This is a genomic window from Rhizobium leguminosarum (assembly GCF_010668065.1).
Classification (GTDB): Bacteria; Pseudomonadota; Alphaproteobacteria; order Rhizobiales; family Rhizobiaceae; genus Rhizobium; species Rhizobium leguminosarum_S.
This window is the reverse complement of the sequence record NZ_WUEN01000008.1, coordinates 1-24,411: the sequence shown is the minus strand read 5'-3', so window position 1 is coordinate 24,411 and position 24,411 is coordinate 1. Positions and strand designations below refer to the sequence as shown.

Genomic DNA, 24,411 nt, shown 5'->3' with positions numbered 1-24,411 from the left:
GGCAGGGGCCGCTCCATGCCTGCGGGAGATCAGATAGCCTTCCCGATGGGCAATATAATGCTCTATCCCGAGAAGACGACAGGCTTGTAAAAATAGCGGGATCGAAGCCCGTCAGGCGGGATGCTGCAGCACGCTGAGGCCGCCGTCGATCGTCAGGCAGGTGGCATTGATGAACGGGCACTCGTCGGAGATCATGAACACGGCCGCCATGGCAATCTCCTCCGGCGTCGCGATGCGACCGCCGGGATGCAGTTTCATCGTTTCGGCCTTTGCCGCCTCCGGATCAGGAAAGCCGTTCCAGTAATCGATCACCTTCTGCGTCGAGACATAGCCCGGCGCCAGCGCGTTCACGCGGATATTGCGGGCGGCATATTCGAGCCCCAAGGATTTCGTCATTCCGAGCAGGGCGTGTTTTGCCAGCGGATAGGGAAATGTGTGCGGGATGATGGTGAAAGCGTGCGTCGAGGCGATGTTGAGGATAACGCCGCCGCCCTGTTCGATCAGGCCCGGCAGCACCGCCTTGCAGCAGTTCCATGCGCCCTTCAGATTGATGTCGAAGCAGCGGTTCCATTCCTCGTCCGTCGTCTCGAGCGGTTCGGCGAAGACATTCACCCCGGCATTGTTGACGAGCGCATTCAGCTGCCCGATTTCTTCATTCGCCTGAGCGACCAAAGTCGTGATCGTCCCGGCATCGGTAATATCGGCCGGCAGATAACCAAGCTGGCCGCCACTGCTCTGGAGCTCTTTCGCCGCCTGCGCCAGCAGCGCCGCATCGCGATCGACGAGAAAGACGGCGGCATCCTCCCGCAGGAAAGCCTTCGCGATCGCAAGGCCGATACCCTGCGCAGCACCTGTTATCAGGATGTTCTTGCCCTGCAGGCGGCCGCCCATCTATCCCTCCTCCGATCGAACCGGCAGCGCCGACATCAGGATCGTCACCGTGCCGGCAAGAACCTCCCCCGGCGCAAGCGGCGCGAGCCCACCGAAATCAGGCAGATGGTGGCCGTTCGGCAGGTGGCTCATCGGCTCGAGGCAGAAGAAGTCGCTCCGGTTGACCGGCATATACAGCATGAAGCGATCGAGCGCACCGTCGGCTTCCAGCGCCGCCTGGATTCCAAGCTCCGGCCAGGCGATCGCAGCTCGCCCATTCCAACCCTCGAAGGCATTGTTCATCCATCTCTGCGGCAAAAGCTTTTCGGATCTGAAATCGAAATAGTCCGGCACAGGGCCAGGCATCTCCGGAAGATGGTCCGGCCGCTCACTCCAATAGCGATCGGCCGCAATCGTCAGTCGCGTCTTTGGCGTGCGCGCGAAGAAGGGATGTTGACCGAGCCCGAAAGGAAGAGCCGCTTCCCCGCGGTTTTCCACGGAAAGCCTAAGCACCAGAGCATTGCCGGCGAGACGGATCTCCTGCCGGGTAAGATAGGCATAGGGTGAAACACTGTCGGCGCTGCGGGAAAAGCAGAACTGCGCATGCTCCGGGCTGGAGTCTTCAAGTTGCCAGAGGCTGAGCCAGCCGTCGCCGTGCCGATAGAGCGGATCGGAAGTATTCGGCTGGAAGGCATAGTCGCGTCCGGCAAAGGACATGATATTGCCTTCCACGCGGTTGCCGAACGGCACCATCGCGAAATTCGCCATCGTTCCTTCAGGGCCGCCGGCCACCACGAGAAAGGGCATGCCTCGATAGGTCGCGGCGGTGACGGCGGCACCCCGACGGCTGACCCGGACGGCGAGATCGCCGTGCCTCAGTTCGATGTCATCGCCGGTTTGTCCCTGGTTCATCCGCGCCGTCCCGCAGCCGAAGACCTCAAATTGTCGAGCAACACTGCGATCAGCAGGATCAGCCCGCGTACCACATACTGATAGAACGCCTGGATATTCAAGAGGTTCATGACGTTTTCGGCGATGCCCATAATCAGCACACCGACAATGACGCCGCTCATCGCCGCCCGGCCGCCGGCCAGCGAAACGCCGCCAAGAACGCAGGCCGAAATCACCGAAAGCTCAAGCCCTGTCGCCGCATTCGGCTGGCCGGAGGTGATGCGGGAGGCAAGCAGAATTCCGGCTATGCCGCAGACAAGCCCCTGCAGCGCAAAGATCCAGACTCGCATGTTGACGACATTGACACCGGCAAGCCGCGAGGCCTCGGGATTGCCGCCGATCGCCAGGGTGTTCTTGCCGAAGACGGTGCGGTTGAGCACGAAACCGAAGAGGATGAAAAGGATCAGCATGATCCAGATCGGCGTCGGCACGGTGAGAAATCGCGACAGGGCAAGCTGGTAGAAGGCGGGATCGTTGATGCCGACGGCGCGGCCATCGGAAGCGATCAGCGCCAGCCCGCGCACGATCTGCATGGTCGCAAGCGTGGTGATCAGCGCATTGATGCGAAACCGCGCAATGACGATACCATTGACGAAACCGACGACGGCGCCGCAAAGCAGGGCGGCGAGCAGCCCGACGGGAATGGAGCCCGTCGCATTCGAGACCATCACCGCGATCATGCCGGAGAAGGCGACGATCGATCCAACCGAAAGGTCGAAATCGCGCGACGCCAGGCAGAACATCATCGTGCAGGCAACGATGCCGATCGTGACGACCGATTGCAGCAGCCCCAGCATGTTTCGCTCGGTCAGGAAGTTCGGAACGAAGAGCGAGACGATCACGAAGGCGGCAGCAAAGATCACCACCAGCCCTTGTTCGCCGAGAAGGATTTTTTTCAACGAATTCATCGTCCGTATTCCTGGTTCTAAAGGGTGCCTGCGGCATTCTTGTCGGGAAGCGCTGCCGTCAGGATGCTGCGCTCGTCGAAATCCGGACGGGCGACGTTGGCCGCCACCCTGCCCTGGCACATCACCATGATGCGATCGGAGATGCCCATGACTTCGGGCAACTCGCTGGAGATCACCACGATCGCCATGCCGCCGGCCGCAAGCTCATAGAGAATTTCGTAGATTTCCGATTTCGCCCCGACATCGATGCCGCGCGTCGGCTCGTCGATGACCAGCACCTTGATCCCCTGCTCGGACAGCCAGCGGCCGAGAATGACCTTCTGCTGGTTGCCGCCCGATAGATTGATGATGTCCTGCTTGCGCGACGGTGTTCGCACCCGAAGCTTGGCGATGAACCGATCTGCCAGCGCCGCCTCTTGTCTCGGGCTCAGAATGCCGAAGGGCGAAAAGTGCCGGCGTGACGAGATCGCGATATTTTCTTCGATCGATCGGCCCTGGACGATGCCGTCGAACTTGCGGTCCTCGGGGCAAAGCACCATGCCGGCATTGATCGCCGCTTTCGGATTGTTCGGCGAAACGGCAACGCCGTCGATGGTCACCTGGCCCTGATGCCTGGCATCGGCGCCGTAAAGCAGCCGCGCCACCTCGCTACGGCCAGCGCCGATCAGGCCGAAGAAACCGAGGATTTCGCCCTGGCGGACGGAAAAGCTGATCGGATGGCGCAGCCTCGGCCCCGACAGGCCGTTGACCTCCAGCCGAATGCCGCCGAACGGACGTTCGCGCCAGCCCCAGACATTGCTGATCTCGCGTCCGACCATTTCCGAGATGATCTGCTCGCGCGTGGTTTCGGCGATCTGAGGATGGTGGGCGGCAAGCTTGCCGTCGCGTAGCACCGTCAGGCTGTCGCAAAGACGAAAGATCTCATCGAGACGATGCGAGACGTAGAGAATGACCGTTCCCTGCGCCTTCAGCCTGTCGATGAGCGAAAACAGGATTTCGCTTTCGCGCGAGGAAAGCGAGGAGGTCGGCTCGTCGAGCGCGATCACCCGTGCATCGAGCATGACGGCCTTGGCGATCTCGACCATCTGCCGCGCACCGATCGAAAGCGAGGCGACCTTGGCCGACGGATCGACATCGATGCCGATCTCCTCAAGCTTCGACCGCACCGTCTCGATCAGCACTTTCGAATGGATGACGCCGCCCTTGGCCGGAAAGCGTCCGAGCCAGAGATTTTCAGCGACCGTCAACTCCGGAACGAGTTGCAGTTCCTGATGGATGACGATGACACCGGCATGGAAGGCGTCACGGACGGACGCATATTTCTGCTCCTCGCCGTCGATGAGGATGTTGCCAGCATCGGCGGCCTGATCGCCGGACAGTACCCGGATCAGCGTCGATTTACCGGCGCCGTTTTCACCCATCAAGCCGTGGACGGCACCCTTCTCGACAGTGAAGGACACATTCGCCAGCGCCTGCACGCCGGGATAACCCTTGGAGATATTGCTGAATTCGAGGAAAGCCATCATTGCTCCACCGAGAAGGACCCGGCGGCACGCTAGGCGGCCGCCGGACGATATCATCTTGGAAGGACGATCACTCGATGCCAAGATCCTTGCGGACCTTTTCAAAATCGCCGCGCAGTGCCAGGGAACCGGAGGTCAACGTCAGCTTTGCCGGCTCCTTGTCGTTGGCGATCCAGTCATACATGTTGAGCGCCGTCTCATAGCCGTGACGCTTCGGCGAGATGATGACGGTGCCGAAGAAGCCCGTCGCCGCCGGCTTCTTGAACTCGTTGATCGCCGATTCCGCACCGCCGATGCCGACACCGATGACGTTGGCCGCCGGAATGCCGACCGATTCGGAAGCACGGACGGCGCCGAGGACGGCTTCGTCGTTGAGGCCGAAGGCGACCCAGTATTTCACGTCGGCATGTTTGTTGAGAACGGTGGTTGCCGCGTTGAGCGCCGCTTCCGTATCCGTCTTCGCCTGTGGCGCATCATAGATGTTTTCGGCCGGGAAGCCGGCGGCCTTCAGCACCGACATCGCGCCTTCGACGCGGTCGACGGCGGTCGGCAGCTGGTCATAGGAGACCCGCACGGCGCCGACATTCTTCATGTCCCAGCCGCGCTTCTTGATTTCGTCGACGATCGCCTGGCCGACGGTCTCGCCGATCTTGGTGGCTGAAATGCCCATATGCGGCACGTCTTCCAGCGGCTTGCCGTCGGCGCTGACGAGGCGGTCGTCGACCGTCATCAGCTTCAGCTGGTTGGCTTCGGCCTTGGCGACGATGCCGGGGCCGAGTTTGACGTCGGGCGTGCAGATGATGAAGCCCTGCGCGCCCTGCGCGCCGAGATTATCGATCGCCGACTGGACCTTCTCGCCGTCTTCGGCGCCGATCTTGACGACGGTGAAGCCTTTTTCCTTGGCGGCCTGGTCGGCGAATTTCCATTCGTCCTGGAACCACGGTTCCTCAGGCTGCTTGACGATGAACCCTATCTTGACGTCCGCGGAAAATGCCGAGCCGGCTGCCAGAATGGCGAAAGTGCCAGCCAGAATGGCTGCTTTGAACAAGCGCATGTCTCTCTCCCTAACTCTCAAAAACCGAGCAGCTGCCTCCCAGGCAACGTCCATTGAATTATGATAAATCATCATACCAGTCAATTGCCAATGTATGATGATTGGAATAATAGGATTGTTGACGAGGTGCCGGGAGGAAGCGTCGCAAAGCGGATCGAATTCGGATAATCAGGTTCGGTTGCCTAGCACGCGAGACAGAGCGGAGAGGTGAGTTGGAAACAATCGAGCGACAGAGCGGGGCCGAAAGCCGCCGCATCGAGCGCCGCCCGCGCGTACGCCGCAACGTCACGGCGGCGATCGCTCAGGATATCTGTGCGGACCGCTATCCCGCGGGCTCGCCGCTGCCCCGCGAAAACGATCTCTGCGAACTCTACGGCGTCAGCCGCACCGTCATTCGCGAATCGCTGAAAGTGCTGGAATCCAAAGGCCTTGTCCGCGGCAAGCCGCGCATCGGAACCACCGTCTGCGACAAGGATGACTGGAATATCCTCGACGCCGACGTGCTTGAATGGATGGGTCCCTATATCAAGGATTTCGACCTGCTCGGCTGCATTCTCGAAGCCCGCCGCACCATCGAGCCGGCAGCCGCCGAATATGCCGCCGAGCGCGCCAGCGCCCAGGAGATCGCCGATCTCGACAATGCCTGGCGGCAGATGCGCGACAGCGCCCGCGACCCGGAAAGCTTCACCGATGCCGACGTCATGTTCCACACGGTGCTGCTCACCGCCAGCCACAACCAGGTCTTCCGCCGCCTGTCGAGCGCCATTCACGCGGCGCTGAAATATGCGCTGCATGCCTCCAATATCGGTGTCGAGAATCGCGAGGATGCGGTGCTCGTTCACGGCCAGTTGGTCGAGGCCCTGCGCATGCGCGACAAAACAGGCGCCCGCGAATGCGCCAACCGCATGCTTGATCTTGCGGTGCGCGATCTTGCCGCCGCCGAAAAAGCGATCGGCAGAACGAAATGAACTATCACGACAAATCTGCGGACGCGCCGCCGATCGCAAACCCGGGAAGAGACTGAAAGAGCAGCGATGAAGATCACCAAACTCACCACCTATATCGTTCCCCCGCGCTGGCTGTTTTTGAAGGTCGAGACCGACGAGGGCATCGTCGGCTGGGGCGAACCGGTCGTCGAAGGCCGTGCGCTCACCGTTCAGGCCGCCGTCCATGAGCTGGAAGACTACCTGATCGGCAAGGATCCTTTCCTGATCGAAGACCACTGGACCGTGATGTATCGTGGCGGCTTCTATCGCGGCGGCGCCGTCCACATGAGCGCGATCTCGGGCATCGACCAGGCGCTGTGGGACATCAAGGGCAAGGCGCTCGGCCAGCCGATCCATTCCCTGCTCGGCGGCCAGCTCCGTGATCGCATCAAGGTCTATTCCTGGATCGGCGGCGACCGTCCCTCGGATGTCGCCAACAATGCCAAGGAAGTGGTGGCCCGCGGTTTCAAGGCGATCAAACTCAATGGCTGCGAGGAAATGCAGATCGTCGACACCAACGAAAAGGTCGAGAAGGCGGTCGAGACCATCGCCGCCATCCGCGAGGCGATCGGCCCGCATATCGGCATCGGCGTCGATTTCCACGGCCGTGTCCACAAGCCGATGGCGAAGGTTCTCGCCAAGGAGCTCGATCCCTACAAGCTGATGTTCATCGAAGAGCCGGTGCTTTCCGAAAACAAGGAAGCGCTACGCGATATCGTCAACCACACCTCGACGCCGATTGCGCTGGGTGAACGGCTCTTTTCGCGTTGGGACTTCAAGCAGGTTCTCTCCGACGGCTATGTCGACATCATCCAGCCGGACCTCTCCCATGCCGGCGGCATCACCGAATGCCGCAAGATCGCAGCGATGGCCGAAGCCTACGACGTGGCGCTGGCGCCGCATTGCCCACTTGGTCCGATCGCGCTTGCCGCCTGCCTGCAGGTCGATGCCGTCAGCTACAATGCCTTCATCCAGGAACAGAGCCTCGGCATCCACTACAACAAGGGCAACGACATCCTCGACTACATCTCCAACAAGGAGGTGTTCCAGTATGCCGATGGTTTCGTTTCGATCCCGCAGGGTCCAGGGCTCGGCATCGAGGTCGACGAGGCCTATGTCATCGAACGCGCCAAGGAGGGCCACCGCTGGCGCAACCCGATCTGGCGACATGCCGACGGCAGCTTCGCCGAGTGGTGAGAGCGCATAACCCCGAAAATCGGAACCGATTTTCGGAAAGGAGTGTGCGCAATTCAAAGTGGTAGGGTCGCGCAAGCGGCCCTTTTTCATTCACCGTGTCGGATATCGGGGATCTCGTCCGTCATACTGGAAACTCAAAGAGGAGATTTCAGGATGGCCAGAGCAATCGCAATCATCGTCGCCCGCATCATCTTCAGCTTCGTCTTCTTCATGGCCGCCGGCTTCAAGTTCGCCGATATCGGCGCAACAGCAGGCTATATAACCGCGGCAGGCTTTCCGATGGCGACATTCCTTACCTGGATCGCCGCCTTTTTCGAGATCGCGCTGGCGCTCGCTTTCATATCAGGAGCCTTCTTCACCGAGGCCAGCCTGCTTGCAGCCATCTATGTGATCTTCCTCGCTTTCGCCTTCCACGGTCCGTCCCATTGGCAACAGAACCAGGCCGAATTCGGCTTCTTCGTCGATCACTTTACCTTCCTCGCCGGTCTGCTCTTTGCCGCCGTCCACGGACCGGAGAGATGGGCATTGAAGCAAACGCTTCTAAGATAACCGCGACGACCCGCCGCCTCCGGAACCAACTGCCGCGCCGAACAGTTGGCATGTCGGCAAAACGGCAAGGAGATCCCGCCCATGGAGCTGAAGGGAAAGATCGCATTGGTAACAGGCGCCGGTTCGGGCATCGGCAAAGCGGCCGCGTTGCGGCTCGCTGCCGAGGGTGCAAGGGTCGCAGCATTGAGCCGCACCGCCGACGAGGTCGAAAAGACCTGCGCCGAGATCAAGGCCGCCGGCGGAGAGTCGATCGCGCTGACGGCAGATACCAGCGACGAAGCTCAAATGCGAAGCGTCGTCGCGAAGCTGACCGACACCTTCGGCGGCCTCGACATCGTTGTCGCCAATGCTGGGATCAACGGCGTCTGGGCGCCGATCGACGATCTGAAGCCGGAAGAATGGGACAAGACCATCGCCGTCAATCTGCGCGGCACCTATCTCACCCTGCATCTGACGGTTCCGCATCTGAAGCGCCATGGCGGTTCGATCATCGTCGTCTCCTCGATCAACGGCACCCGCACCTTCACCACGCCGGGCGCCACCGCCTACACCGCAACCAAGGCGGGCCAGGTCGCCATGGTCCAGCAACTCGCCCTCGAACTCGGTCGACACGGCATCCGCGTCAATGCCGTCTGCCCCGGCGAGATCGAGACCAATATCGGCGCCAATACCGACAGCCGCCATCGCGAGGAGACGGAGGTTCCGGTCATCTGGCCGCAAGGGGATATCCCGATTGCCGCCGGCAAGGCAGGCAAGAGCGAGGATGTCGCCGAAACCATCCTTTTCCTCGCATCCGAGCGCGCCCGACATATCACTGGTACGCCGATCTGGATCGACGGCGGCCAGGGCCTGTTGCGATAGCCCTTGCGGTCGGGAACTCAGCCGTTCAGCCGGGCGCTTTCGAGCGTATAAAGCTGCTGGGCGCGCTGCACGCCGCGCAACGCATAGCGCCCGACGCAGGCGAGTGCGGTACGCTGCTGCTCTGGTATCGCCGCGGCGAAATCGGAGGAGATCAACAGGTTGAGATCGACGGAACGACACATCGAGGCGATCCGGCTGACCTCGTTGACGGCAGGTCCGATGACGGTGAAGTCCAACCGGTCCTGGCTGCCGATATTACCGTAGAAGACATCACCGATATGCAGGCCGATATAGACGTCGGTCGTCGCCCGGCCGTCGGCCGCACGCGCGGCATTCAGCGTCGTGAGCTTTTCCCGTAGCAGCGATTCGGCGCTCAGCGCTGCGCGACACGTCTCCGCCGGCACCTCGCCCTTAAAGATGGCGAGCACACCGTCGCCGATCAGCTTCAGCACGTTGCCGCCGGACTCGTGGATCGCCGTGATCACCGCCTCGCTATAGTCGTTGAGCAGCGGGATGATCTCCTCCGGCGGCACGCTGTCGGAGATCTTGGTGTAGTTCAGCAGATCGGAAAACCAGAGTGCCGCGGAAATCCGCTCCGATTTGCCGCGGCTGATCTTGCCTTCCATCACCTGGCGCGCGGCGTCCTCGCCGAGATAGACCTCGGCGATGGTGCGGGCGATACGCCCGAGCGCGATGCATTTGATCGCCAGCCCCAGCACCGGCACCAGCTTGCGCAGGATGGCGAGGTCGTGATCGGAAAAGCCCTCAGGATGTTTCGTCGCGAAATGCGAGAAGAAGCAATCCATCTCGCCGATCGTGCCGGCCTCGGAAAAACGGTGCATCATCGCCACGAAATCCGTGTGACCGGCTTCGGCGATCGTATCGAGCAAGGAGAAATCGATCGGATCGCCGAAGCCGAGACGCCGACGTATCTCCCGTTCGTTGCGAGACCAAAGATGAAAGAAGGCCGAACGCTGCCAGTTCGACGCCGCCTCCCCCGAGATCGTCGGACCATATTCGAATTCGGTCTGGACTTCCTCGACGCTGTCCCAGCGGAAGGCGCGGCCCTCATGCACCGGATGCAGCGTATCCATCAGCGCCAGACCGCGGTCGAGCGGTAGGCCGGCATCCCGGCAAGCCGAGCAGAAACCGGTCATCAATTCGGCTTCCGAAACGCCCTTCAGTCCCTGCTCCGTAATCCAGGCTGCAATCGTGCTGACGTCGCTGTAATCCATGTCGCTCACCTAAACTCGTGTCAAAGCTGTAGCCCGAATTCGGCATCGAAGGAAAGTCAATTGGCTCAATCGGCCGCGGGCATATTGTAGGGCGTGACGATTTCGACTGATGAAAGCGAGGGCGTAACCGCGCGCGGTAAGGCGGTCGCCCGGCTCATGATCGCCCGGAAGGCCGAACGCGCATCGGTTCTGAGATCATGATGCAGCACGAAGCCGATCCGACGCGCCGCAAGAAGGGCGCGATTATCCGCGTCGAGATCATGGGCGACGAAAACGCGGACGGGACGTTTGGCCATGTCGAAGACCGCAAGCACCGCCCGGTTGCCGCCGCCGATCGAATAGACGGCGTTGATGGCGGGATCGGCCGCAAGCGCTGCCGCGGCAAGCGTTCCCGTCGCAGCATCGGTGCCGTGCCCCTCGCTGATTTCGGTAATGCCGATGTCGGGATAACGGGCGCGGATGACGCGGCGAAAGCCGATTTCGCGCTCCTCCTCGCCACGGAACCGTCCGCTCGACAGCGTCACCAGCACCTTGCCGCCATCCCTCCCGAGAAATTCGCCGATCAGATAGGCGGCAGTCTCTCCGGCTGCCCGGTTGTCGGCGCCGGCATAGGCGATGCGTGCCGAATTCGGCAGGTCGGTCACCAGCGTCACGACGGGAATGCCGGCGGCATCCGCCCGCGCGACGGCGGCAGCCACCTCGGCGACGTCAGGCGCCTTGAGCACGATGCCGTGCGTGCCGCGCAGCCGGATGCGATCGAGAAGCTGCACCAGCTCAGCCGGCTTCATCACCTCGGCGAAATGGAACCGGCAGCGAAAGATGCCCGGCAGGAAGGTCGCCATCTCCGCCTCGAAGGCGGCCCGTACCGCATCGCTGAAACGCTGCGGCGTCTCCATGACGATATCAATCGCCAGCATGCGGCCGCTGCCCATCGCGCCGGCCTGCTGCTTCTCCAGCTCTGCGATCGCCGCCTTCACCCGCATCTCGGTCTGCCGGCGCACACCCGGTCTGCCGTTCAGCACCCGGTCGACGGTCGCGGTGCTGAGCCCTGCCTGGAAGGCAATATCCTTGACGAGAAAGAGGTGTGCCATGCGATCTGTCTGATGGTTTTTTGATGGATTTCTGATCTATATCACCTGGCATCGCGGCGTATAGTGCCTCCATTGGAAAGAGGGAGGAGCCCGCCATGAAAACCGACAACCAGCAGAAACTGCGCGCCGACCGCGTCTGGCTGAGCGAAGACGCCTGCGATCTCGATGAGTTTCGCGCCCTTGCGGAAAAGACGACGGCACTTGCCGATTACCCCTCGGCATCTGCGCTCGAAAAAAACGTGCTGATCTATGACAGCCGCAAGGTGATGACGGAGGCTGCAACGCCTGAAGGCCGACGCGCCGTGTTGGCGGAAATCTGCGAGGCCTTCGGCGAGGGGCCCGGTGTCGTCGTGTTCAAGCGCGCTTACGAAGACACCGGCATCATCGACCGCGCCAGCAAGATTTTCGATGCGATCATCGAGGAACAGCACCGCACCTCGACCGGCGGCGGCGACCACTTCGCCAAGCCTGGCGCCAACGACCGTATCTGGAACTCGCTGGAAAAACATTGCCTCGCCGATCCGGCAAATTTCGCCGAATATTACGCCAATGCCATCGTCGCGCTGGCCAGCGAAGCCTGGCTCGGCCCGAGCTACCAGATGACGGCGCAGGTCAACCGCGTCAATCCGGGCGGTTCGGCGCAGTCGGCACATCGCGACTACCATCTCGGCTTTCAGTCCTCAAAGGTGATCGAGCAGTTCCCGGCACATGTGCATCGGCTCTCGCCGGTGCTGACATTGCAGGGCGCGGTTGCCCATTGCGATATGCCGCTCGAAAGCGGTCCGACGCTCTTCCTGCCGTACAGCCAGACCTATGTACCGGGCTATCTCGCACTGAAGCGGCAGGAGTTCCGGGATTATTTCGAGACCAACCATGTCCAGCTGCCACTCGAAAAGGGTGACGTCGTCTTCTTCAATCCCGCCCTCTTCCATGCCGCCGGCACCAACCGCTCGGCCGACATCAAACGTGTCGCCAACCTGCTGCAGGTCTCTTCCGCCTTCGGCCGGGCAATGGAAACCGTCCATCGCGAGAGGATGAGCGCCAGGCTGTTTCCCGCCTTGAAGACCTTGCAGGGCAGGCTCTCGCCAGACGAAATCGCCAACGCCGTCGCCGCCTGCGCCGAGGGCTACTCCTTCCCGACCAACCTCGACCGCGACCCGCCGCTCGGCGGACTGGCGCCGAAGACACAGGCGCAGCTGATGCACGAGGCGTTGCGGGAAGGCTGGAGCGATGAAGCCTTTACGGCAGCACTTGCCGAGCAGGCGCAGAAGAAGCTGAGCTGATTTGGAGCTCGAGCTTCTTGCATCCGCAAAAAGCCTCCCGCCCCGCGGGAGGCTATTCGCACATCATCACAAAGGAGGAACCTCATGAGCACAGACCACGGCCGCCTCGACGGCAAGATCGCCATCGTCACCGGCGGCACGCAAGGATTGGGCGCAACCATTGCCCGCCTCTTCGCCGAACGCGGCGCGGAAGGCATCGTCATCTGCGGCCGCAACGAAGCCAAGGGCAAGGCAAAGGCGGCGGAGATTTCGGCTGCGACCGGTGCCAGGATCGTCTACGTCAAGGCCGACCTCGGCAAGGTCGAGGATGCACAGAGTGTCGTGCGCGCCTGTGACGAGACCTTCGGCCGCGTCGACGCGCTGGTCAATGCCGCCGCCATCACCGATCGCGGCACCATCCTCGACACCAGCCCGGAACTCTTCGACGCCATGTTCGCCGTCAACGTGCGCGCGCCGTTTTTCCTGATGCAGGAGGCGGTGAAGGTTATGCGCCGCGAAAACATCGAGGGTACGATCGTCAATATCGGCTCGATGTCGGCCAAAGCCGGCCAGCCCTTCATCGCCGCCTATTGTGCCTCCAAGGGCGCGCTGGAAACGCTGACGAAGAACACCGCCTACGCGCTCCTGCGCAACCGCATCCGCGTCAACGGTCTGAACATCGGCTGGATGGCCTCCGAAGGCGAGGACCGGATCCAGCGTGAATATCACGATGCTCCTGCCGACTGGCTGGAGAAGGCGGCGGCAAGCCAGCCCTTCGGCCGCCTCGTCGATCCGCACGAGGTGGCGCGCGCCTGCGCTTACCTGTCATCGTCCGAATCCGGCCTGATGACCGGCTCGGTCATCTGCTTCGACCAGTCGATCTGGGGCGCTTATGACGGCTCGCCGCATCCGGTCGCGGCCCTCTGAAGAAACCGGAGTCCGGCATTTCCATCGCCGGGCTCTGGCACCTCCAGCTTTTTGCCGCTAGGAAAAGAACGGCAGCATTCAGGGAGGAAACTGGCATGGGCGACAATCCGATTTATGAGATCCGCGACGAACGCTTCGGTGCAATGGTCATCGGCAGCGCCGGCCTCGAGGAGCTTTATTCCGGCTGCCGCTGGACGGAAGGCCCGGTCTGGTTTTCCGACCTGAACTGCCTTCTCTGGAGCGATATCCCGAATGAACGCATGATGCGCTGGACACCGGACGGTACCGTCTCCGTCTTCCGCTCGCCCTCCAACTACGTCAACGGCAACACCCGCGACCGGCAGGGCCGGTTGGTCTCTTGCGAACATGGCGGCCGCCGCGTCACCCGCACCGAGACGGACGGCACCATCACCGTTCTCGCCGACAGCTACCAGGGCAAGCGGCTGAACTCGCCGAACGACGTCGTCGTGCACTCCGACGACGGGGTCTGGTTCACTGATCCGACCTACGGCATCCTGTCGGATTACGAGGGCCACAAGGCCGAGCCCGAGCAGCCGACGCGCAATGTCTATCGGATCGATCCGGCAAGCGGCGCGATCGACGCCGTCGTCGAAGATTTCATCCAGCCGAACGGCCTTGCCTTCTCGCCTGATGAGACGAAGCTCTACATTGCCGATTCCGGCTCCGCAAAACATGAAGTGCCGCGCCATATCCGCGTTTTCGACGTCACCGACGGCAAGGCGCTTGCCAACAGCCGCTACTTCTGCAGCCTCGATGTCGGCCATCCCGACGGCTTCCGTTTCGATGTCGCCGGCAATCTCTGGACGAGTGCCTCCGACGGCGTGCACTGCTTTTCGCCCGACGGAACCCTGCTCGGCAAGATCAGGGTGCCGCAGACGGTGTCCAACCTCACCTTCGGCGGCCCCAAGAAAAACCGGCTCTTCATCACCGCGACGCGTTCGGTCTATTCGATCTATATCAAGACGACCGGCGCGCAATATCCATAGATCAGGCCTTCGCCTTGTCGGGGCGGCCGTGCAGCGGCTCGGCGCGGTGCCAGTTTTCCAGAATGCGGCCATCGGTGTGTTTCTGCCGCGCCCAGCGGATGCCGTTCGAGATCACCTTATGCACGGTCTTGTCGTGATAGATCGGGTAGGTCTCGTGGCCGGGGCTGAAAAAGAAGATGCGCCCGCGCCCGCGCTGGAAGGTGCAGCCGCTGCGGAACACCTCGCCACCGGAATACCAGGATATGAACACAAGCTCGTCCGGCTGCGGAATATCGAAGGGCTCGCCATACATTTCCGAGGCATTGACCTCGAAATAGGGCGGCAGCCCCTCGGCGATCGGATGCGAGGGATTGACCACCCAAACGCGCTCCAGGTCGCCTTCCGGCGTCTCGCGCCAGGAAAGGTTGGCATTGGTCCCCATCAGCCGGCGGAAGAGCTTGGAATGATGGCCGGAATGCAGGACCAGCAGGCCCATGCCCTTCAGCACGCGCTGCTGCACGCGGTCGATCAGCCCGTCGCTGACCTCTTCATGCGCCATGTGCCCCCACCAGAGCAGCACGTCGGTATCATTGAGCACGGAATCCGGCAGCCCTTCATCCGGATCGTCTAGCGTACCGCGGCGAACCTCGAAATCGGGGTGGGCGATACCGGCAGCGATCGCTCCGTCGATACGATCAGGATAGATATCCTGAACTTCCTTGTGGACCTGCTCGTGGCGTCCTTCGTTCCAGATCGTGACCTTGATTGTCATGTCATTCCTCGATGTGTTTCAAGCGGTTGCCGAACGGATTACCCGGCCGGCGGAATCAAACAGATGGCAACCGGCGCGCTCGGCAGTCAGCGACACGCGATCGCCGGGGCGAATGGTCATGTCGCCTTCCGTGCGTACGACGATCGGCTGCTGCTGCGAACCGACTGTCAGATAGGTCTCCACGCCCAAACGCTCGACGATGACGACCTCGGCCGAAAAATCACCCTGCCCTTGGGGTGCGAGCTTCAGATGTTCCGGCCGAATGCCGAGTTTCGCCTCGCCCTGCTGCACGGCGCCATTGGCGTCTGAAAGGTCGATGGAAAGGCCGAGCGGGCTTTCCAGATGCACCTTGCCGGCATCCCGGCGCGTCGCCGTCATCGGCAGCACGTTCATCTTTGGCGAGCCGATGAAGGTTGCGACAAACTCGTTATCGGGCTGATGGTAGAGATCCATCGGCGCGCCCTGTTGAGCGACGACGCCCTTGTTCAGCACGACGATGCGGTCCGCCATCGTCATCGCTTCGACCTGGTCGTGCGTGACATACACGACTGTCGCCTTCAACTCGCGGTGCAGGCGCTGCAGCTCGGCGCGCATCTGCACGCGCAGCGCCGAATCGAGGTTCGACAGCGGCTCGTCGAACAGGATCAGCGCCGGTTTCTTGATGATGGCGCGGCCAATCGCCACGCGCTGGCGCTGGCCGCCGGAAAGGGCGGCCGGGCGGCGGTCGAGGTAATCGGTGAGCTGCAGGATTTCGGCGACAGCTTCCACCTGCCGGCGGATATCCGCCTCCGGCACTTTCTTCAGGCTGAGCGAAAAGCCGATGTTTTCGGCAACGCTCATATGCGGATAGAGTGCATAGGACTGGAACACCATGGCGATGCCGCGCTTGTCCGGCGGCACGTCGTTGATGCGCTTGCCGTTAAGGATGAGGTCGCCCTCATCGATGCCTTCAAGGCCGGCGATCATCCGCAGCAGCGTGGACTTGCCGCAGCCGGACGGGCCGACGAAGACCGCGAATTCGCCGTCTTCCACGGTGATGTCGACGCCCTTGATGACCTCGAGCGCGCCGTAGAATTTGCGAACGTTTCTGAGATTGATCATCTGTTTCTCTTTCTTGATCTCAGCCCTTCACACCGCCCGAAAATGTCTGGACGAGGAAGCGCCGCGCAAAGCCGAAGGCGACGACGGCAGGCAGCAGATAGATGAATGCAAGTGCGGTCAGCAGGCCGTAGTCGATCTCGTTGATGCGCAGGAAGGCGCGGAAGAGACCGAGCGGCAGCGTCTGCAGCTCCGGCGACGACAGGAGGATCAGCGGCAGGAGGAAATCGCCCCAGGCCGACATGAAGGCGAAGAGCCCGGCGGCGGCAAGCCCGGGCAGTGCCAGCGGGATCAGCACCCGGCGGATGCGCTGGAAGAGTGTTGCCCCATCCATCAGCGCTGCCTCCTCATAGTCCCGCGGCAGCCCATCGAAGAAGGTCTTCATGATCCAGAGCGCCAGCGGCAATTGCATCGTCGCAAGCACCAGGATCAGCCCGAGATAACCGTCGATGAAGCCGGTCCAGCGCATGATGTCACGCGTATAGCTGCCGAAGATCGGCCTGAGCACCGCCGCTTCCGCATTGTTCAGCGTCAGCAGGAATTTGTAGAGCGGCACGACCAGCGCTGTCGGCGGCAGCACCCGGATGAGCAGGATCGCGTAGAGGAAGGGCAGCTTCCACCAGGCCCGGGTGCGCGACAACGCATAACCGCCGAGCCCCGAAAGCACCATGACGAGCAGCGTCGCGCTAGCGACCACGAAGAGCGAATTGAACAGCCACTTCGCCCCGTCCTCCTTAGTGAAGACCCTGATATAATTGGCGAAAGTCCACTGCTCCGGCCAATGCAGGAAGAGCTGGGCATTGCCGTCGAGCGAGGCGAGCAGCACCCAGAAGAAAGGCACCGCGCAGAAGATCGAGATCAGCGACAGCGTCGCATAGGCGATGAGGTCGGAGCGACCCTTGTTTGCAGTTTCACTTGGGGAAACGACGGCCATGTCAGACCTCCACCTTCATGGCCCGGACATAGGCGATACCTAATATCAGCGAGATGACGAGCGCGACGACGGCGACCGCAGCACCATAACCCAGCTGGAACGACGTAAAGGACTGGTTGTAGATATAGATGCTGACCACCTCGGTCGCCCCGCCCGGTCCGCCGCGCGTCAGCGCATAGACGAGGCCGAAGACGGCGATGGTGGAGACGGCGGAGATCAACATATAGAGCAGGATCGTCGGCATCATCAGCGGCAGGGTGATGCGGCGGAACATCTGTGACGGTGTCGCGCCGTCCATGCGGGCCGCCTCGTAGATCTCCGCCGGAATGGTGCTGAGCCCGGCCGTTAGCAGGATCATCGCCGTGGCGATGCCGCGCCAGGTGTTGACGACGATGATCATCGACAGCGGGAAGACCTGCAGCCAGTCGGCCGGCGTGATGCCGAAAAAACTGACGATGCGGCTGAGTGTGGCATTGTCGCCGCCTGCCAGCATCGAGATCCACATGAAACCGGCGACGACCTCAGGGGCTGCATTCGGCAACAGGATGATCGACGAGAACACCCGCCGAAAGCGGATCGGCCGGCGCAGCGCAATTGCCGAGATCAGGCCGAGCACGAACTGGCCGATCACCGCCGAACCGATGACGAAGACGAAGGTGACGAACAGCGAATTCCAGAACTTCGCGTCGTTGAAGAGCCGCGTATAATTCCTGAAACCAACGAAACGGGGCCGAAGGGCCGCAGCCCCGGTCAGCGCCTCGTTGGTGAAGCTCAAATAGATCGAATAGAGGGCCGGATAGATGACGAAGGCCAGAAGCAGCACCAGCGAGGGCAGCAGGATCAGCAGCCATTGCCGCTCGGCGCGCTTTTCATGAGAGTTTCGGGCCATGGAAGCTCACAAACCTTATCGATGGAACCGGCTTATCGAATGAAAGCGGGAAGACGCGGGCGTTGGCGCCGCGTCCCCGTCGTGGCGGAAGAGAGGGTGGAGCTTACTTGACCATGTCGTCGCCGAGCGTTTCCTTGACGTAGTCGACAAGGATCTTCTGGGCGCCGGCGGCATCGGTTTCCTTACGCAGCAGCGCTTCGGTGGCGCGCGCCACACCTTCCGAGACCGTACCGAAACCGGAGGCCTGCTTCAGGAATACGCCGTTCCCGGCCGCCGCATGGATCGGAACCAGTTCCGTCAGCTTCTGGAACTCGGCATTGTCAGCCGCACCCTTGCTGGCGGGGATGTTGCCGATGCGGGCAGCGTAGGAAACCTGCGTCTCGATCGAGCCGATCTCCATCAGCGCCTTGATCGCCAGTTCCGTATTGGCCGACTTGGAATTGACGGCCCACGGCGCAGCGAGATTGGCAAGTACGTACTGGCCGCTGCTCTGGCCGGGAACAGTCCAGGTGCCGACCACCTTCGTCACGTCAGGGATCGGGTTCTTGCTTTCGCGACCCCAGTCGAAAATATAGCACCAGGAGCCGCAGGTGGTCGCGGCGAGCTTGCCTTCCGGGAACATCTGGTACTTCGGCACGACCCAGGGCTCGGGTCCGAGCAACGGCTGCGTGGGCATCAGATCCTTGTCGATCAGTTCCTTGTAGACGTTGAAGACATCCTTGATGCCTTCGCCATTCAGATCGAGCTTGCCGTCGGCATCGACCAGCTGCGGCGTCTTGGAACCGACGAGCAGGTGCTGGAAGCCTTCGTCGAAGGCGCCGCTTCCCCAGGAAACGCCGGCCGGAAAGAGCAGGCCGTAGGCGCCGGTCTTCTGCTTGATCTCGGCCGCGCGGTCGAGAAGTTCCTGCCAGGTCTTCGGCTGTTCGGTGGAGATGCCGGCCTTTTCGAGAACGTCCTTGCGGTAATAGATTTCCTGAATGCCGAGCATGAACGGCATCACATAGGTTTCGCCATCCGGGCTGACGGCAAGCTCCTTGGCGACGTCATAAAGGTTGGCGTAGCCGTCCCAAGCCTTGAACTCCTTGGTAACAGGCGCGAGGTAGCCGGCTTCCACCATGTCGGCGACGGCAGCCGTGGTCGGAATGGAGAATAGGTCGGGCGCATTGCCGGCGCCGAGCTCGGTCAGGAGCTTGGTCAGGTAATCCTTGTCGGGCGCCGGATATTCGATGACCTCGACGGTGACGCCATATTTCTTTTCGATCCGCTCGACCGTCGACTTCATCGCGTCGATGCCGGCCTGACCATGATTTGCAATTCGGATTGTTTCTGCCTGTGCCAGCGTCGAAACCGCGCTCAGCAGAATGGCGCATAGGCCGCCAAGAACCATTTTCTTCAACGGAAGTCCTCCCTTTGTAGAGACACGGCGCCCTCCAGCACCGGTCGTGAAAATGTACACGCATTCCAAACACTGACAAGATGGTTTTTGAAAAGATTCGAGTGTGCACTTTAATATACTGATATTACTTACTTATTTAGATATTGCCATTGCCATACCGTTTGTGTAATCGTGTGCACACCATATTCAGGGAGGAATTTTCATGACTAGGAAATTGCGCCTCGGCGTCATCGGCGCCGGCTTGAAGGCGGCGGAATATGCCGAGAGCTGGGTCAAGATGCCGGAGATCGAATTCGCGGCACTCGCCGACACCACGGCGGCGTCGCGCCAGCGCCTGATCGACGTCTGCCTCGCCGCCGGTGCACCCAAACCGAAAGGCTTCGAGGATTATCGCCAGATGCTTGCCGAATGCCGGGGCGAACTCGACATCGTCTACGTCTCGACCCCGCATGCCTTCCATGCCGAGCAGGCAACTGCCGTCGCCGAGGCCGGCCTCGATCTCTTCCTGGAAAAGCCGATGGTGACGACGGTTGCTGAGGCCGAGAGGCTGATCGCCGCACAGAAAAAGAGCGGCGTCACCATCGTCACCGCCTTCCAGGGCGGCCTGTCGCCGCTGGTGCTCGACACGCGCCGGCGGGCCCTCACCGGCGAATTCGGCGAGTTGATCGCCATATCGGGCATGATCTGGGAAAGCTGGTCGTCCAATTACGACGGCCATTGGAAGCAGCAGCCTGACATCTCCGGCGGCGGCTTCATGTTCGATACCGGCGCCCATATGATGAACACCGTCTGCCTGCTCGCCAATTCGGACTTCGACTGTGTGTCCGCCTATATGAACAACCACGGCAGACAGGTCGATATCACCACGGCCGTCTCCGCCCGGCTGAAGAACGGCGCGCTGGCGACATTGACGGCCGCCGGCGAAGGACCTCCGGGCTGCGCTTCCTATATCACCTTCTTCTATTCGAAGGCGATCGTGCGCATCGACGCCTGGGGTGGCTGGCGCGAGATCAGTATCGGGCGGACCGCCGAGCCGCGCGAGGAAGCCGAGATTCTCGGCAACCCGATGAAGAATTTCCTCGCCATTCGCGAGGGAAAGATGGAAAACTCCGGCTCCGTTGAAATGGGCCTCAGATTCGCTAGGCTATGGGATGCAATCAAGGAATCGGCAGCGGCCGACGGCGCTTCCGTCAGGATCGTCGCCCAATAGGCGCTGAAGATGAGCGGTATGAGCAGACGGCGGATCACCTCGAAGGAACTGGCGAAACTCGCCGGGGTCTCCTCCGCCACCATTTCCCGCGCCTTCTCGCCGGATTCGCGCATCGGCAGCGCCACGCGCGACCGCATCCTCGCCGTCGCCCGTGAACATGGCTACCAGCCGAACGCGATCGCCCGCTCGCTGAACAACCAGCGCTCGCGGCTCGTTGCCCTGGTCGTAAACGCGATCGGCAACCCTTGCGAGGCCGAGGAGCAACAGCTTCTCGTCCACCGCCTGCAGGCGAGACAATTGCTGCCGATCATCCTCTGCTGCGCCGATCATTCCGACCGGCTGCAACTGATGCGCCTTGCCTCCACCTATCAGGTCGATCACGTCGTCGTCTTCTCCGACATGGTGTCGATGCAGGATGCGGTCGATATCTTCCACACGACGAAGCCGATCATCGTCTCCTTCGAACCGCTCGACAACGAAAACGTCTCCAGCATCCGCATCGACGGCGCTGAGGCCGCCGACGAGATCATCGACAAGATCGTCCGCGACGGCAAAAAGCGTTTCGCCTACCTCTCCGGCACCAATTCAAGCTGGATCGACAAGCTCCGGCGCAAATGGTTCGCCGATGCGCTGGCCAAGCGCGGCCTTGCCTTCGAGGCCCAGGCCTTCGGTGACTACTCCTATGATTCCGGCTTCAAGGAAGCCGTGCTCCTGCTGCACCGTGACAAGGTCGACGCCATCATCTGCGGCAACGACGTCATGGCGATCGGTGCGCGCGATGCGGCCCGGCGGGTGCTCGGCAAGAACACGCCTGATGATATCGCCATCGTCGGCCAGGACGGCATTGCCATGGCCGCCTGGGATTGCAACGACCTGACCACACTGAGCCTGAACCACGTCGCCTTCATCGATGCCGTCGTCGAACTGATCGAACGCCATGACGCCGAGGTCGAAGGCCCGCACAGCATCACGCTCACCTGCACCGCCCGCTGGGGCTCAACCGCCTGATGCATGTCGCCTGGAAGTGTACAGCGGTTCCGGGATGACGACATGCATGAAAAAAGCTAAAGCCGTCGCATGATTCAAGTTCGCTGTGACGTGCTTTAGCGGCTCGCTCATCCATTGCATCGAGGAGGAATACCGATGACCAGATTTTCACGCGCCGAGAGGCGCCGCAATGTCCCTGATGCCGTAATCTGGAGAGCCTGAAATGCGTTCCGTCGTTTCCTTCAATGAAGGCTGGAGTTTCCACGAGGGCTTCGGCCAGCGTTTGCTCGAAACTTTCGATGCTGCCAAATCGGTCAGCCTGCCGCATACCGCCGTCGAACTGCCCTTCAGCTACTTCGACGAGACCAGCTATCAGCGCGACTTTACCTATCAGAAGGTGCTGCGCTGGCTGCCGGAATTCGAGGGCCGCGAGGTCTCGCTCGTCTTCGACGCCGCCATGGCCGACAGCGTCGTCTATCTGAACGGCGAAGAAATCATTGCCCATAAGGACGGCTACACCCCCTTCGAGGCCCGCCTTACCGGCAAGCTCGTCAAGGGCGAGAACCTCGTCACCGTCAAGATCGACGGCAGCGAGAACCCCAACATTCCGCCTTTCGGCGGCCGCATCGATTATCTGACCTATGCCGGCATCTACCGCGACGTCTGGCTGAAGGTCACCGACCCGGTCTCGATCCGCAATCTCAAGATCGAAACCACTGACGTTCTTCGCCCGGAGAAATCGGCGACCATACGCGTCGACATCGCCAATCCCGAGGGCCGCAGCTTCTCGGCGACCGTCACCGCCACGCTGAAACAGGCCGATGGCACGGTGGTCGCCACTGCCGCGACCGAAACGATCGGCAGCCGCACCACGCTATCCTTTGGCGGCCTCACCGGCATCGCCCTCTGGGACATCACCGATCCCACGCTCTATGACGTCACCGTCGAGCTCAGGACCGAACACGGCTCCGACCGTATTTCCACCCGGTTCGGCTTCCGCACCGCCGAATTCACGCCGGAAGGTTTCCTCCTCAACGGCAAGCCATTGAAGCTGCGCGGCCTCAACCGCCACCAGGCCTTCCCTTATGTCGGTTATGCCGCCGGCCGCTCTGCCCAGGAGCGTGACGCCGACATCATGAAGACGGTGCTGAAGTGCAATATTGTCCGCACTTCGCATTATCCGCAGTCGAAATGGTTCCTCGATCGATGCGACGCAATCGGCCTGCTGGTTTTCGAGGAGATCCCCGGCTGGCAGCATATCGGCGATGCCGACTGGCAGCAGGAATCGATCGAGAACGTCCGCCGCATGATTGAGCGCGACTGGAACCACCCCTCGATCATCATCTGGGGCGTGCGCATCAACGAATCGCAGGATAATCACGATTTCTACGCCGAGACCAATCGCCTCGCCCGTGAACTCGACAGTACCCGCCAGACCGGCGGCGTGCGTTATCTCACCGAGAGCGAGCTGCTCGAAGACGTCTATACGATGAACGACTTCATCCTCGGCAACGAGGAATTGCCGGGCGCCAATCGCCCGCGCACCGCCCTGCGCGCCCAGCAGGAAAATACCGGACTGTCCCACAAGGTGCCGTACCTCATCACCGAGTTCAACGGCCACATGCACCCGACGAAGATCTATGACCAGGAGCAGCGTCAGGCCGAGCATGTGCGCCGTCACCTGGAAGTGCTGAATGCCGCCTATGGCGATCCTGATATCTCCGGCGCCATCGGCTGGTGCATGTTCGATTACAACACCCACAAGGACTTCGGCTCCGGCGACCGCATCTGTTATCACGGCGTCATGGACATGTTCCGCGAGCCGAAATTCGCGGCTTATGCCTATATTAGCCAGTGCGACCCTTCCGAGGAGATCGTCATGAAGCCGGCGACCTTCTGGGCGCGCGGCGAACGCAATATCGGCGGCGTGCTGCCGCTGATCATCCTGACCAACTGCGACGAGGTGGAGCTGCAATATGGCTCGCTCAGCAAGCGCATCGGTCCGGACCGCGAGAACTATCCGCATCTGCCGCATCCGCCCGTCGTGCTCGACCATCGGCACTTCACCGCCGATGAGCTTGGTACCTGGGGTCTCGAATGGATCGACGGCACCTTCACCGGCTATATCGGCGGCGAGCCGGTGGCCAGCCTGACGCTGGCGGCCGATCCATTGCCGACGACCCTGGAAGTGATTGCCGATAGCCCGACGTTGAAAGCCCGTGAACGCGACAGCACACGCGTCATCATCCGCGCCCTCGACCAGCGCGGTCAGCGCCTGCCTTTCATGAACGACAGCATTTCGCTGAAGGTGCACGGCCCGGCAAGGATCGTCGGCCCGACCAATGTGCCGCTGCAGGGCGGCACCGCCGGTTTCTGGCTGGAGGCGACCGGGTTCACCGGCGAGATCACCGTCGAAGCGGTTTCCACGCGTTTCGCGCCGGTGACGCTCAGTGTGACGGCCGGCTAACGCATAACCCCGAAAATCGAAATCGATTTTGGAAAGGATTATGGGCAAACTCAAAGTGTTAGAGCGTCCTTAGCGCGTCTTATAGACGCGCGGCGCTTTAATGACTTCACGCGATCCGCGCCTGGCTACTGGGATCGAAGAACACGGCCTTGTCGAGATTGAAGGCGAGACGGGTGTTTTGTCCTGGCGCGATGCCGGTATCGGCGCGCAGGCGGGCGACGACGGATTTTCCGCCGAGCTTGGTGACGGCGAAGGTGT

General features: G+C 61.6%; 22 protein-coding genes and 1 pseudogene. 10 read left to right on the top strand and 13 right to left on the bottom strand.

Annotation, left to right across the window (positions count from 1 at the left end; translation table 11 throughout):
- Window positions 1–111: 111 nt before the first annotated feature.
- From GR198_RS21395 to GR198_RS21375, 5 genes are all read right to left on the bottom strand, one after another.
- The gene (locus GR198_RS21395) at window positions 112–891 is read right to left on the bottom strand and encodes an SDR family oxidoreductase (protein WP_011653623.1); all 780 of its coding nucleotides are present in this window, start codon (window positions 889–891) and stop codon (window positions 112–114) included.
- A complete protein-coding gene (locus GR198_RS21390; RefSeq protein WP_029871787.1) occupies window positions 892–1,782 on the bottom strand; it encodes an aldose 1-epimerase in 891 nt (296 codons plus the stop codon).
- Window positions 1,779–2,729 (bottom strand): L-arabinose ABC transporter permease AraH, encoded by a 951-nt coding sequence (araH, locus tag GR198_RS21385; RefSeq protein ID WP_011653625.1) that lies wholly within the window; start codon window positions 2,727–2,729, stop codon window positions 1,779–1,781. The genes GR198_RS21390 and araH overlap by 4 nt, the downstream gene beginning before the upstream one ends.
- Window positions 2,730–2,746: 17 nt before the next feature.
- Complete coding sequence (gene araG / locus GR198_RS21380) at window positions 2,747–4,252, bottom strand: L-arabinose ABC transporter ATP-binding protein AraG (RefSeq protein WP_164069552.1); 1,506 nt, start codon at window positions 4,250–4,252, stop codon at window positions 2,747–2,749.
- Window positions 4,253–4,322: 70 nt separating this feature from the next.
- A complete protein-coding gene (locus GR198_RS21375) occupies window positions 4,323–5,306 on the bottom strand; it encodes an arabinose ABC transporter substrate-binding protein (protein ID WP_029871785.1) in 984 nt (327 codons plus the stop codon).
- Window positions 5,307–5,518: 212 nt separating this feature from the next.
- Here GR198_RS21375 and GR198_RS21370 point away from each other — a divergent pair, with 212 nt between their 5' ends.
- The 4 genes from GR198_RS21370 (at window position 5,519) to GR198_RS21355 (ending at window position 8,899) form a co-directional block, all read left to right on the top strand.
- Window positions 5,519–6,274, top strand: a complete 756-nt coding sequence (locus GR198_RS21370) for a FadR/GntR family transcriptional regulator (RefSeq protein WP_017989502.1) — start codon at window positions 5,519–5,521, stop codon at window positions 6,272–6,274.
- Between the two features lie 66 nt (window positions 6,275–6,340).
- Window positions 6,341–7,489, top strand: coding sequence for a galactonate dehydratase (dgoD, locus tag GR198_RS21365; RefSeq protein WP_011653629.1), 1,149 nt, complete (start codon window positions 6,341–6,343; stop codon window positions 7,487–7,489).
- 153 nt (window positions 7,490–7,642) lie between these two features.
- The gene (locus GR198_RS21360) at window positions 7,643–8,038 is read left to right on the top strand and encodes a DoxX family protein (protein WP_011653630.1); all 396 of its coding nucleotides are present in this window, start codon (window positions 7,643–7,645) and stop codon (window positions 8,036–8,038) included.
- An 81-nt stretch (window positions 8,039–8,119) separates the two neighbouring features.
- Window positions 8,120–8,899, top strand: coding sequence for an SDR family oxidoreductase (locus GR198_RS21355; protein ID WP_029871784.1), 780 nt, complete (start codon window positions 8,120–8,122; stop codon window positions 8,897–8,899).
- A gap of 17 nt (window positions 8,900–8,916) precedes the next feature.
- Here GR198_RS21355 and GR198_RS21350 read toward each other — a convergent pair whose 3' ends face one another.
- Both GR198_RS21350 and GR198_RS21345 read right to left on the bottom strand, forming a co-directional pair.
- Window positions 8,917–10,134, bottom strand: coding sequence for an adenylate/guanylate cyclase domain-containing protein (locus GR198_RS21350; RefSeq protein ID WP_164069551.1), 1,218 nt, complete (start codon window positions 10,132–10,134; stop codon window positions 8,917–8,919).
- 65 nt (window positions 10,135–10,199) lie between these two features.
- On the bottom strand, window positions 10,200–11,225 hold the full coding sequence (locus tag GR198_RS21345) for a LacI family DNA-binding transcriptional regulator (protein WP_029871782.1): 1,026 nt from the start codon (window positions 11,223–11,225) through the stop codon (window positions 10,200–10,202).
- A 95-nt stretch (window positions 11,226–11,320) separates the two neighbouring features.
- On the opposite strand from GR198_RS21345, the gene GR198_RS21340 reads away from it, so the two are divergent.
- The 3 genes from GR198_RS21340 to GR198_RS21330 all read left to right on the top strand — a co-directional run bounded on the left by GR198_RS21340 (window position 11,321) and on the right by GR198_RS21330 (window position 14,421).
- Window positions 11,321–12,508: a phytanoyl-CoA dioxygenase family protein gene (locus tag GR198_RS21340; protein WP_164069550.1), complete on the top strand. Its 1,188-nt coding sequence runs from the start codon at window positions 11,321–11,323 to the stop codon at window positions 12,506–12,508.
- 84 nt (window positions 12,509–12,592) lie between these two features.
- On the top strand, window positions 12,593–13,414 hold the full coding sequence (locus tag GR198_RS21335) for an SDR family oxidoreductase (protein WP_164069549.1): 822 nt from the start codon (window positions 12,593–12,595) through the stop codon (window positions 13,412–13,414).
- 95 nt (window positions 13,415–13,509) lie between these two features.
- Window positions 13,510–14,421 (top strand): SMP-30/gluconolactonase/LRE family protein, encoded by a 912-nt coding sequence (locus tag GR198_RS21330; RefSeq protein ID WP_164069548.1) that lies wholly within the window; start codon window positions 13,510–13,512, stop codon window positions 14,419–14,421.
- Window position 14,422: 1 nt separating this feature from the next.
- Here GR198_RS21330 and GR198_RS21325 read toward each other — a convergent pair whose 3' ends face one another.
- The 5 genes from GR198_RS21325 to GR198_RS21305 all read right to left on the bottom strand — a co-directional run bounded on the left by GR198_RS21325 (window position 14,423) and on the right by GR198_RS21305 (window position 19,489).
- Window positions 14,423–15,172 carry a ThuA domain-containing protein gene (locus GR198_RS21325; RefSeq protein ID WP_029871778.1) on the bottom strand — a complete coding sequence of 250 codons (750 nt, stop codon included), beginning with the start codon at window positions 15,170–15,172 and terminating at the stop codon, window positions 14,423–14,425.
- 18 nt (window positions 15,173–15,190) lie between these two features.
- Window positions 15,191–16,273, bottom strand: coding sequence for an ABC transporter ATP-binding protein (locus GR198_RS21320; RefSeq protein ID WP_164069547.1), 1,083 nt, complete (start codon window positions 16,271–16,273; stop codon window positions 15,191–15,193).
- A 19-nt stretch (window positions 16,274–16,292) separates the two neighbouring features.
- A complete protein-coding gene (locus GR198_RS21315; RefSeq protein ID WP_164038767.1) occupies window positions 16,293–17,204 on the bottom strand; it encodes a carbohydrate ABC transporter permease in 912 nt (303 codons plus the stop codon).
- A 1-nt stretch (window position 17,205) separates the two neighbouring features.
- Window positions 17,206–18,093, bottom strand: a complete 888-nt coding sequence (locus GR198_RS21310) for a carbohydrate ABC transporter permease (protein ID WP_003543165.1) — start codon at window positions 18,091–18,093, stop codon at window positions 17,206–17,208.
- A 103-nt stretch (window positions 18,094–18,196) separates the two neighbouring features.
- On the bottom strand, window positions 18,197–19,489 hold the full coding sequence (locus GR198_RS21305; RefSeq protein ID WP_028742366.1) for an ABC transporter substrate-binding protein: 1,293 nt from the start codon (window positions 19,487–19,489) through the stop codon (window positions 18,197–18,199).
- A gap of 202 nt (window positions 19,490–19,691) precedes the next feature.
- Between GR198_RS21305 and GR198_RS21300 the strand changes: the two genes are divergently transcribed.
- The 3 genes from GR198_RS21300 (at window position 19,692) to GR198_RS21290 (ending at window position 24,153) form a co-directional block, all read left to right on the top strand.
- Window positions 19,692–20,699 carry a Gfo/Idh/MocA family protein gene (locus tag GR198_RS21300; RefSeq protein WP_164069546.1) on the top strand — a complete coding sequence of 336 codons (1,008 nt, stop codon included), beginning with the start codon at window positions 19,692–19,694 and terminating at the stop codon, window positions 20,697–20,699.
- Window positions 20,700–20,708: 9 nt separating this feature from the next.
- Window positions 20,709–21,707 carry a LacI family DNA-binding transcriptional regulator gene (locus tag GR198_RS21295; RefSeq protein ID WP_164069545.1) on the top strand — a complete coding sequence of 333 codons (999 nt, stop codon included), beginning with the start codon at window positions 20,709–20,711 and terminating at the stop codon, window positions 21,705–21,707.
- Between the two features lie 202 nt (window positions 21,708–21,909).
- A complete protein-coding gene (locus GR198_RS21290) occupies window positions 21,910–24,153 on the top strand; it encodes a glycoside hydrolase family 2 protein (RefSeq protein ID WP_164054265.1) in 2,244 nt (747 codons plus the stop codon).
- 106 nt (window positions 24,154–24,259) lie between these two features.
- On the opposite strand, the pseudogene GR198_RS21285 reads toward GR198_RS21290, so the two are convergent.
- Window positions 24,260–24,411: pseudogene (locus GR198_RS21285) on the bottom strand (sugar ABC transporter ATP-binding protein); the annotation flags it as partial.

Coding starts and splice junctions, on each gene's coding strand:
- GR198_RS21395 (WP_011653623.1), bottom strand. CDS start 891: ATGGGCGGCCGCCTGCAGGGCAAGAACATCCTGATAACAGGTGCTGCG.
- GR198_RS21390 (WP_029871787.1), bottom strand. CDS start 1,782: ATGAACCAGGGACAAACCGGCGATGACATCGAACTGAGGCACGGCGAT.
- araH (WP_011653625.1), bottom strand. CDS start 2,729: ATGAATTCGTTGAAAAAAATCCTTCTCGGCGAACAAGGGCTGGTGGTG.
- araG (WP_164069552.1), bottom strand. CDS start 4,252: ATGGCTTTCCTCGAATTCAGCAATATCTCCAAGGGTTATCCCGGCGTG.
- GR198_RS21375 (WP_029871785.1), bottom strand. CDS start 5,306: ATGCGCTTGTTCAAAGCAGCCATTCTGGCTGGCACTTTCGCCATTCTG.
- dgoD (WP_011653629.1), top strand. CDS start 6,341: ATGAAGATCACCAAACTCACCACCTATATCGTTCCCCCGCGCTGGCTG.
- GR198_RS21360 (WP_011653630.1), top strand. CDS start 7,643: ATGGCCAGAGCAATCGCAATCATCGTCGCCCGCATCATCTTCAGCTTC.
- GR198_RS21355 (WP_029871784.1), top strand. CDS start 8,120: ATGGAGCTGAAGGGAAAGATCGCATTGGTAACAGGCGCCGGTTCGGGC.
- GR198_RS21350 (WP_164069551.1), bottom strand. CDS start 10,134: ATGGATTACAGCGACGTCAGCACGATTGCAGCCTGGATTACGGAGCAG.
- GR198_RS21345 (WP_029871782.1), bottom strand. CDS start 11,225: ATGGCACACCTCTTTCTCGTCAAGGATATTGCCTTCCAGGCAGGGCTC.
- GR198_RS21340 (WP_164069550.1), top strand. CDS start 11,321: ATGAAAACCGACAACCAGCAGAAACTGCGCGCCGACCGCGTCTGGCTG.
- GR198_RS21335 (WP_164069549.1), top strand. CDS start 12,593: ATGAGCACAGACCACGGCCGCCTCGACGGCAAGATCGCCATCGTCACC.
- GR198_RS21330 (WP_164069548.1), top strand. CDS start 13,510: ATGGGCGACAATCCGATTTATGAGATCCGCGACGAACGCTTCGGTGCA.
- GR198_RS21325 (WP_029871778.1), bottom strand. CDS start 15,172: ATGACAATCAAGGTCACGATCTGGAACGAAGGACGCCACGAGCAGGTC.
- GR198_RS21320 (WP_164069547.1), bottom strand. CDS start 16,273: ATGATCAATCTCAGAAACGTTCGCAAATTCTACGGCGCGCTCGAGGTC.
- GR198_RS21315 (WP_164038767.1), bottom strand. CDS start 17,204: ATGGCCGTCGTTTCCCCAAGTGAAACTGCAAACAAGGGTCGCTCCGAC.
- GR198_RS21310 (WP_003543165.1), bottom strand. CDS start 18,093: ATGGCCCGAAACTCTCATGAAAAGCGCGCCGAGCGGCAATGGCTGCTG.
- GR198_RS21300 (WP_164069546.1), top strand. CDS start 19,692: ATGACTAGGAAATTGCGCCTCGGCGTCATCGGCGCCGGCTTGAAGGCG.
- GR198_RS21295 (WP_164069545.1), top strand. CDS start 20,709: ATGAGCGGTATGAGCAGACGGCGGATCACCTCGAAGGAACTGGCGAAA.
- GR198_RS21290 (WP_164054265.1), top strand. CDS start 21,910: ATGCGTTCCGTCGTTTCCTTCAATGAAGGCTGGAGTTTCCACGAGGGC.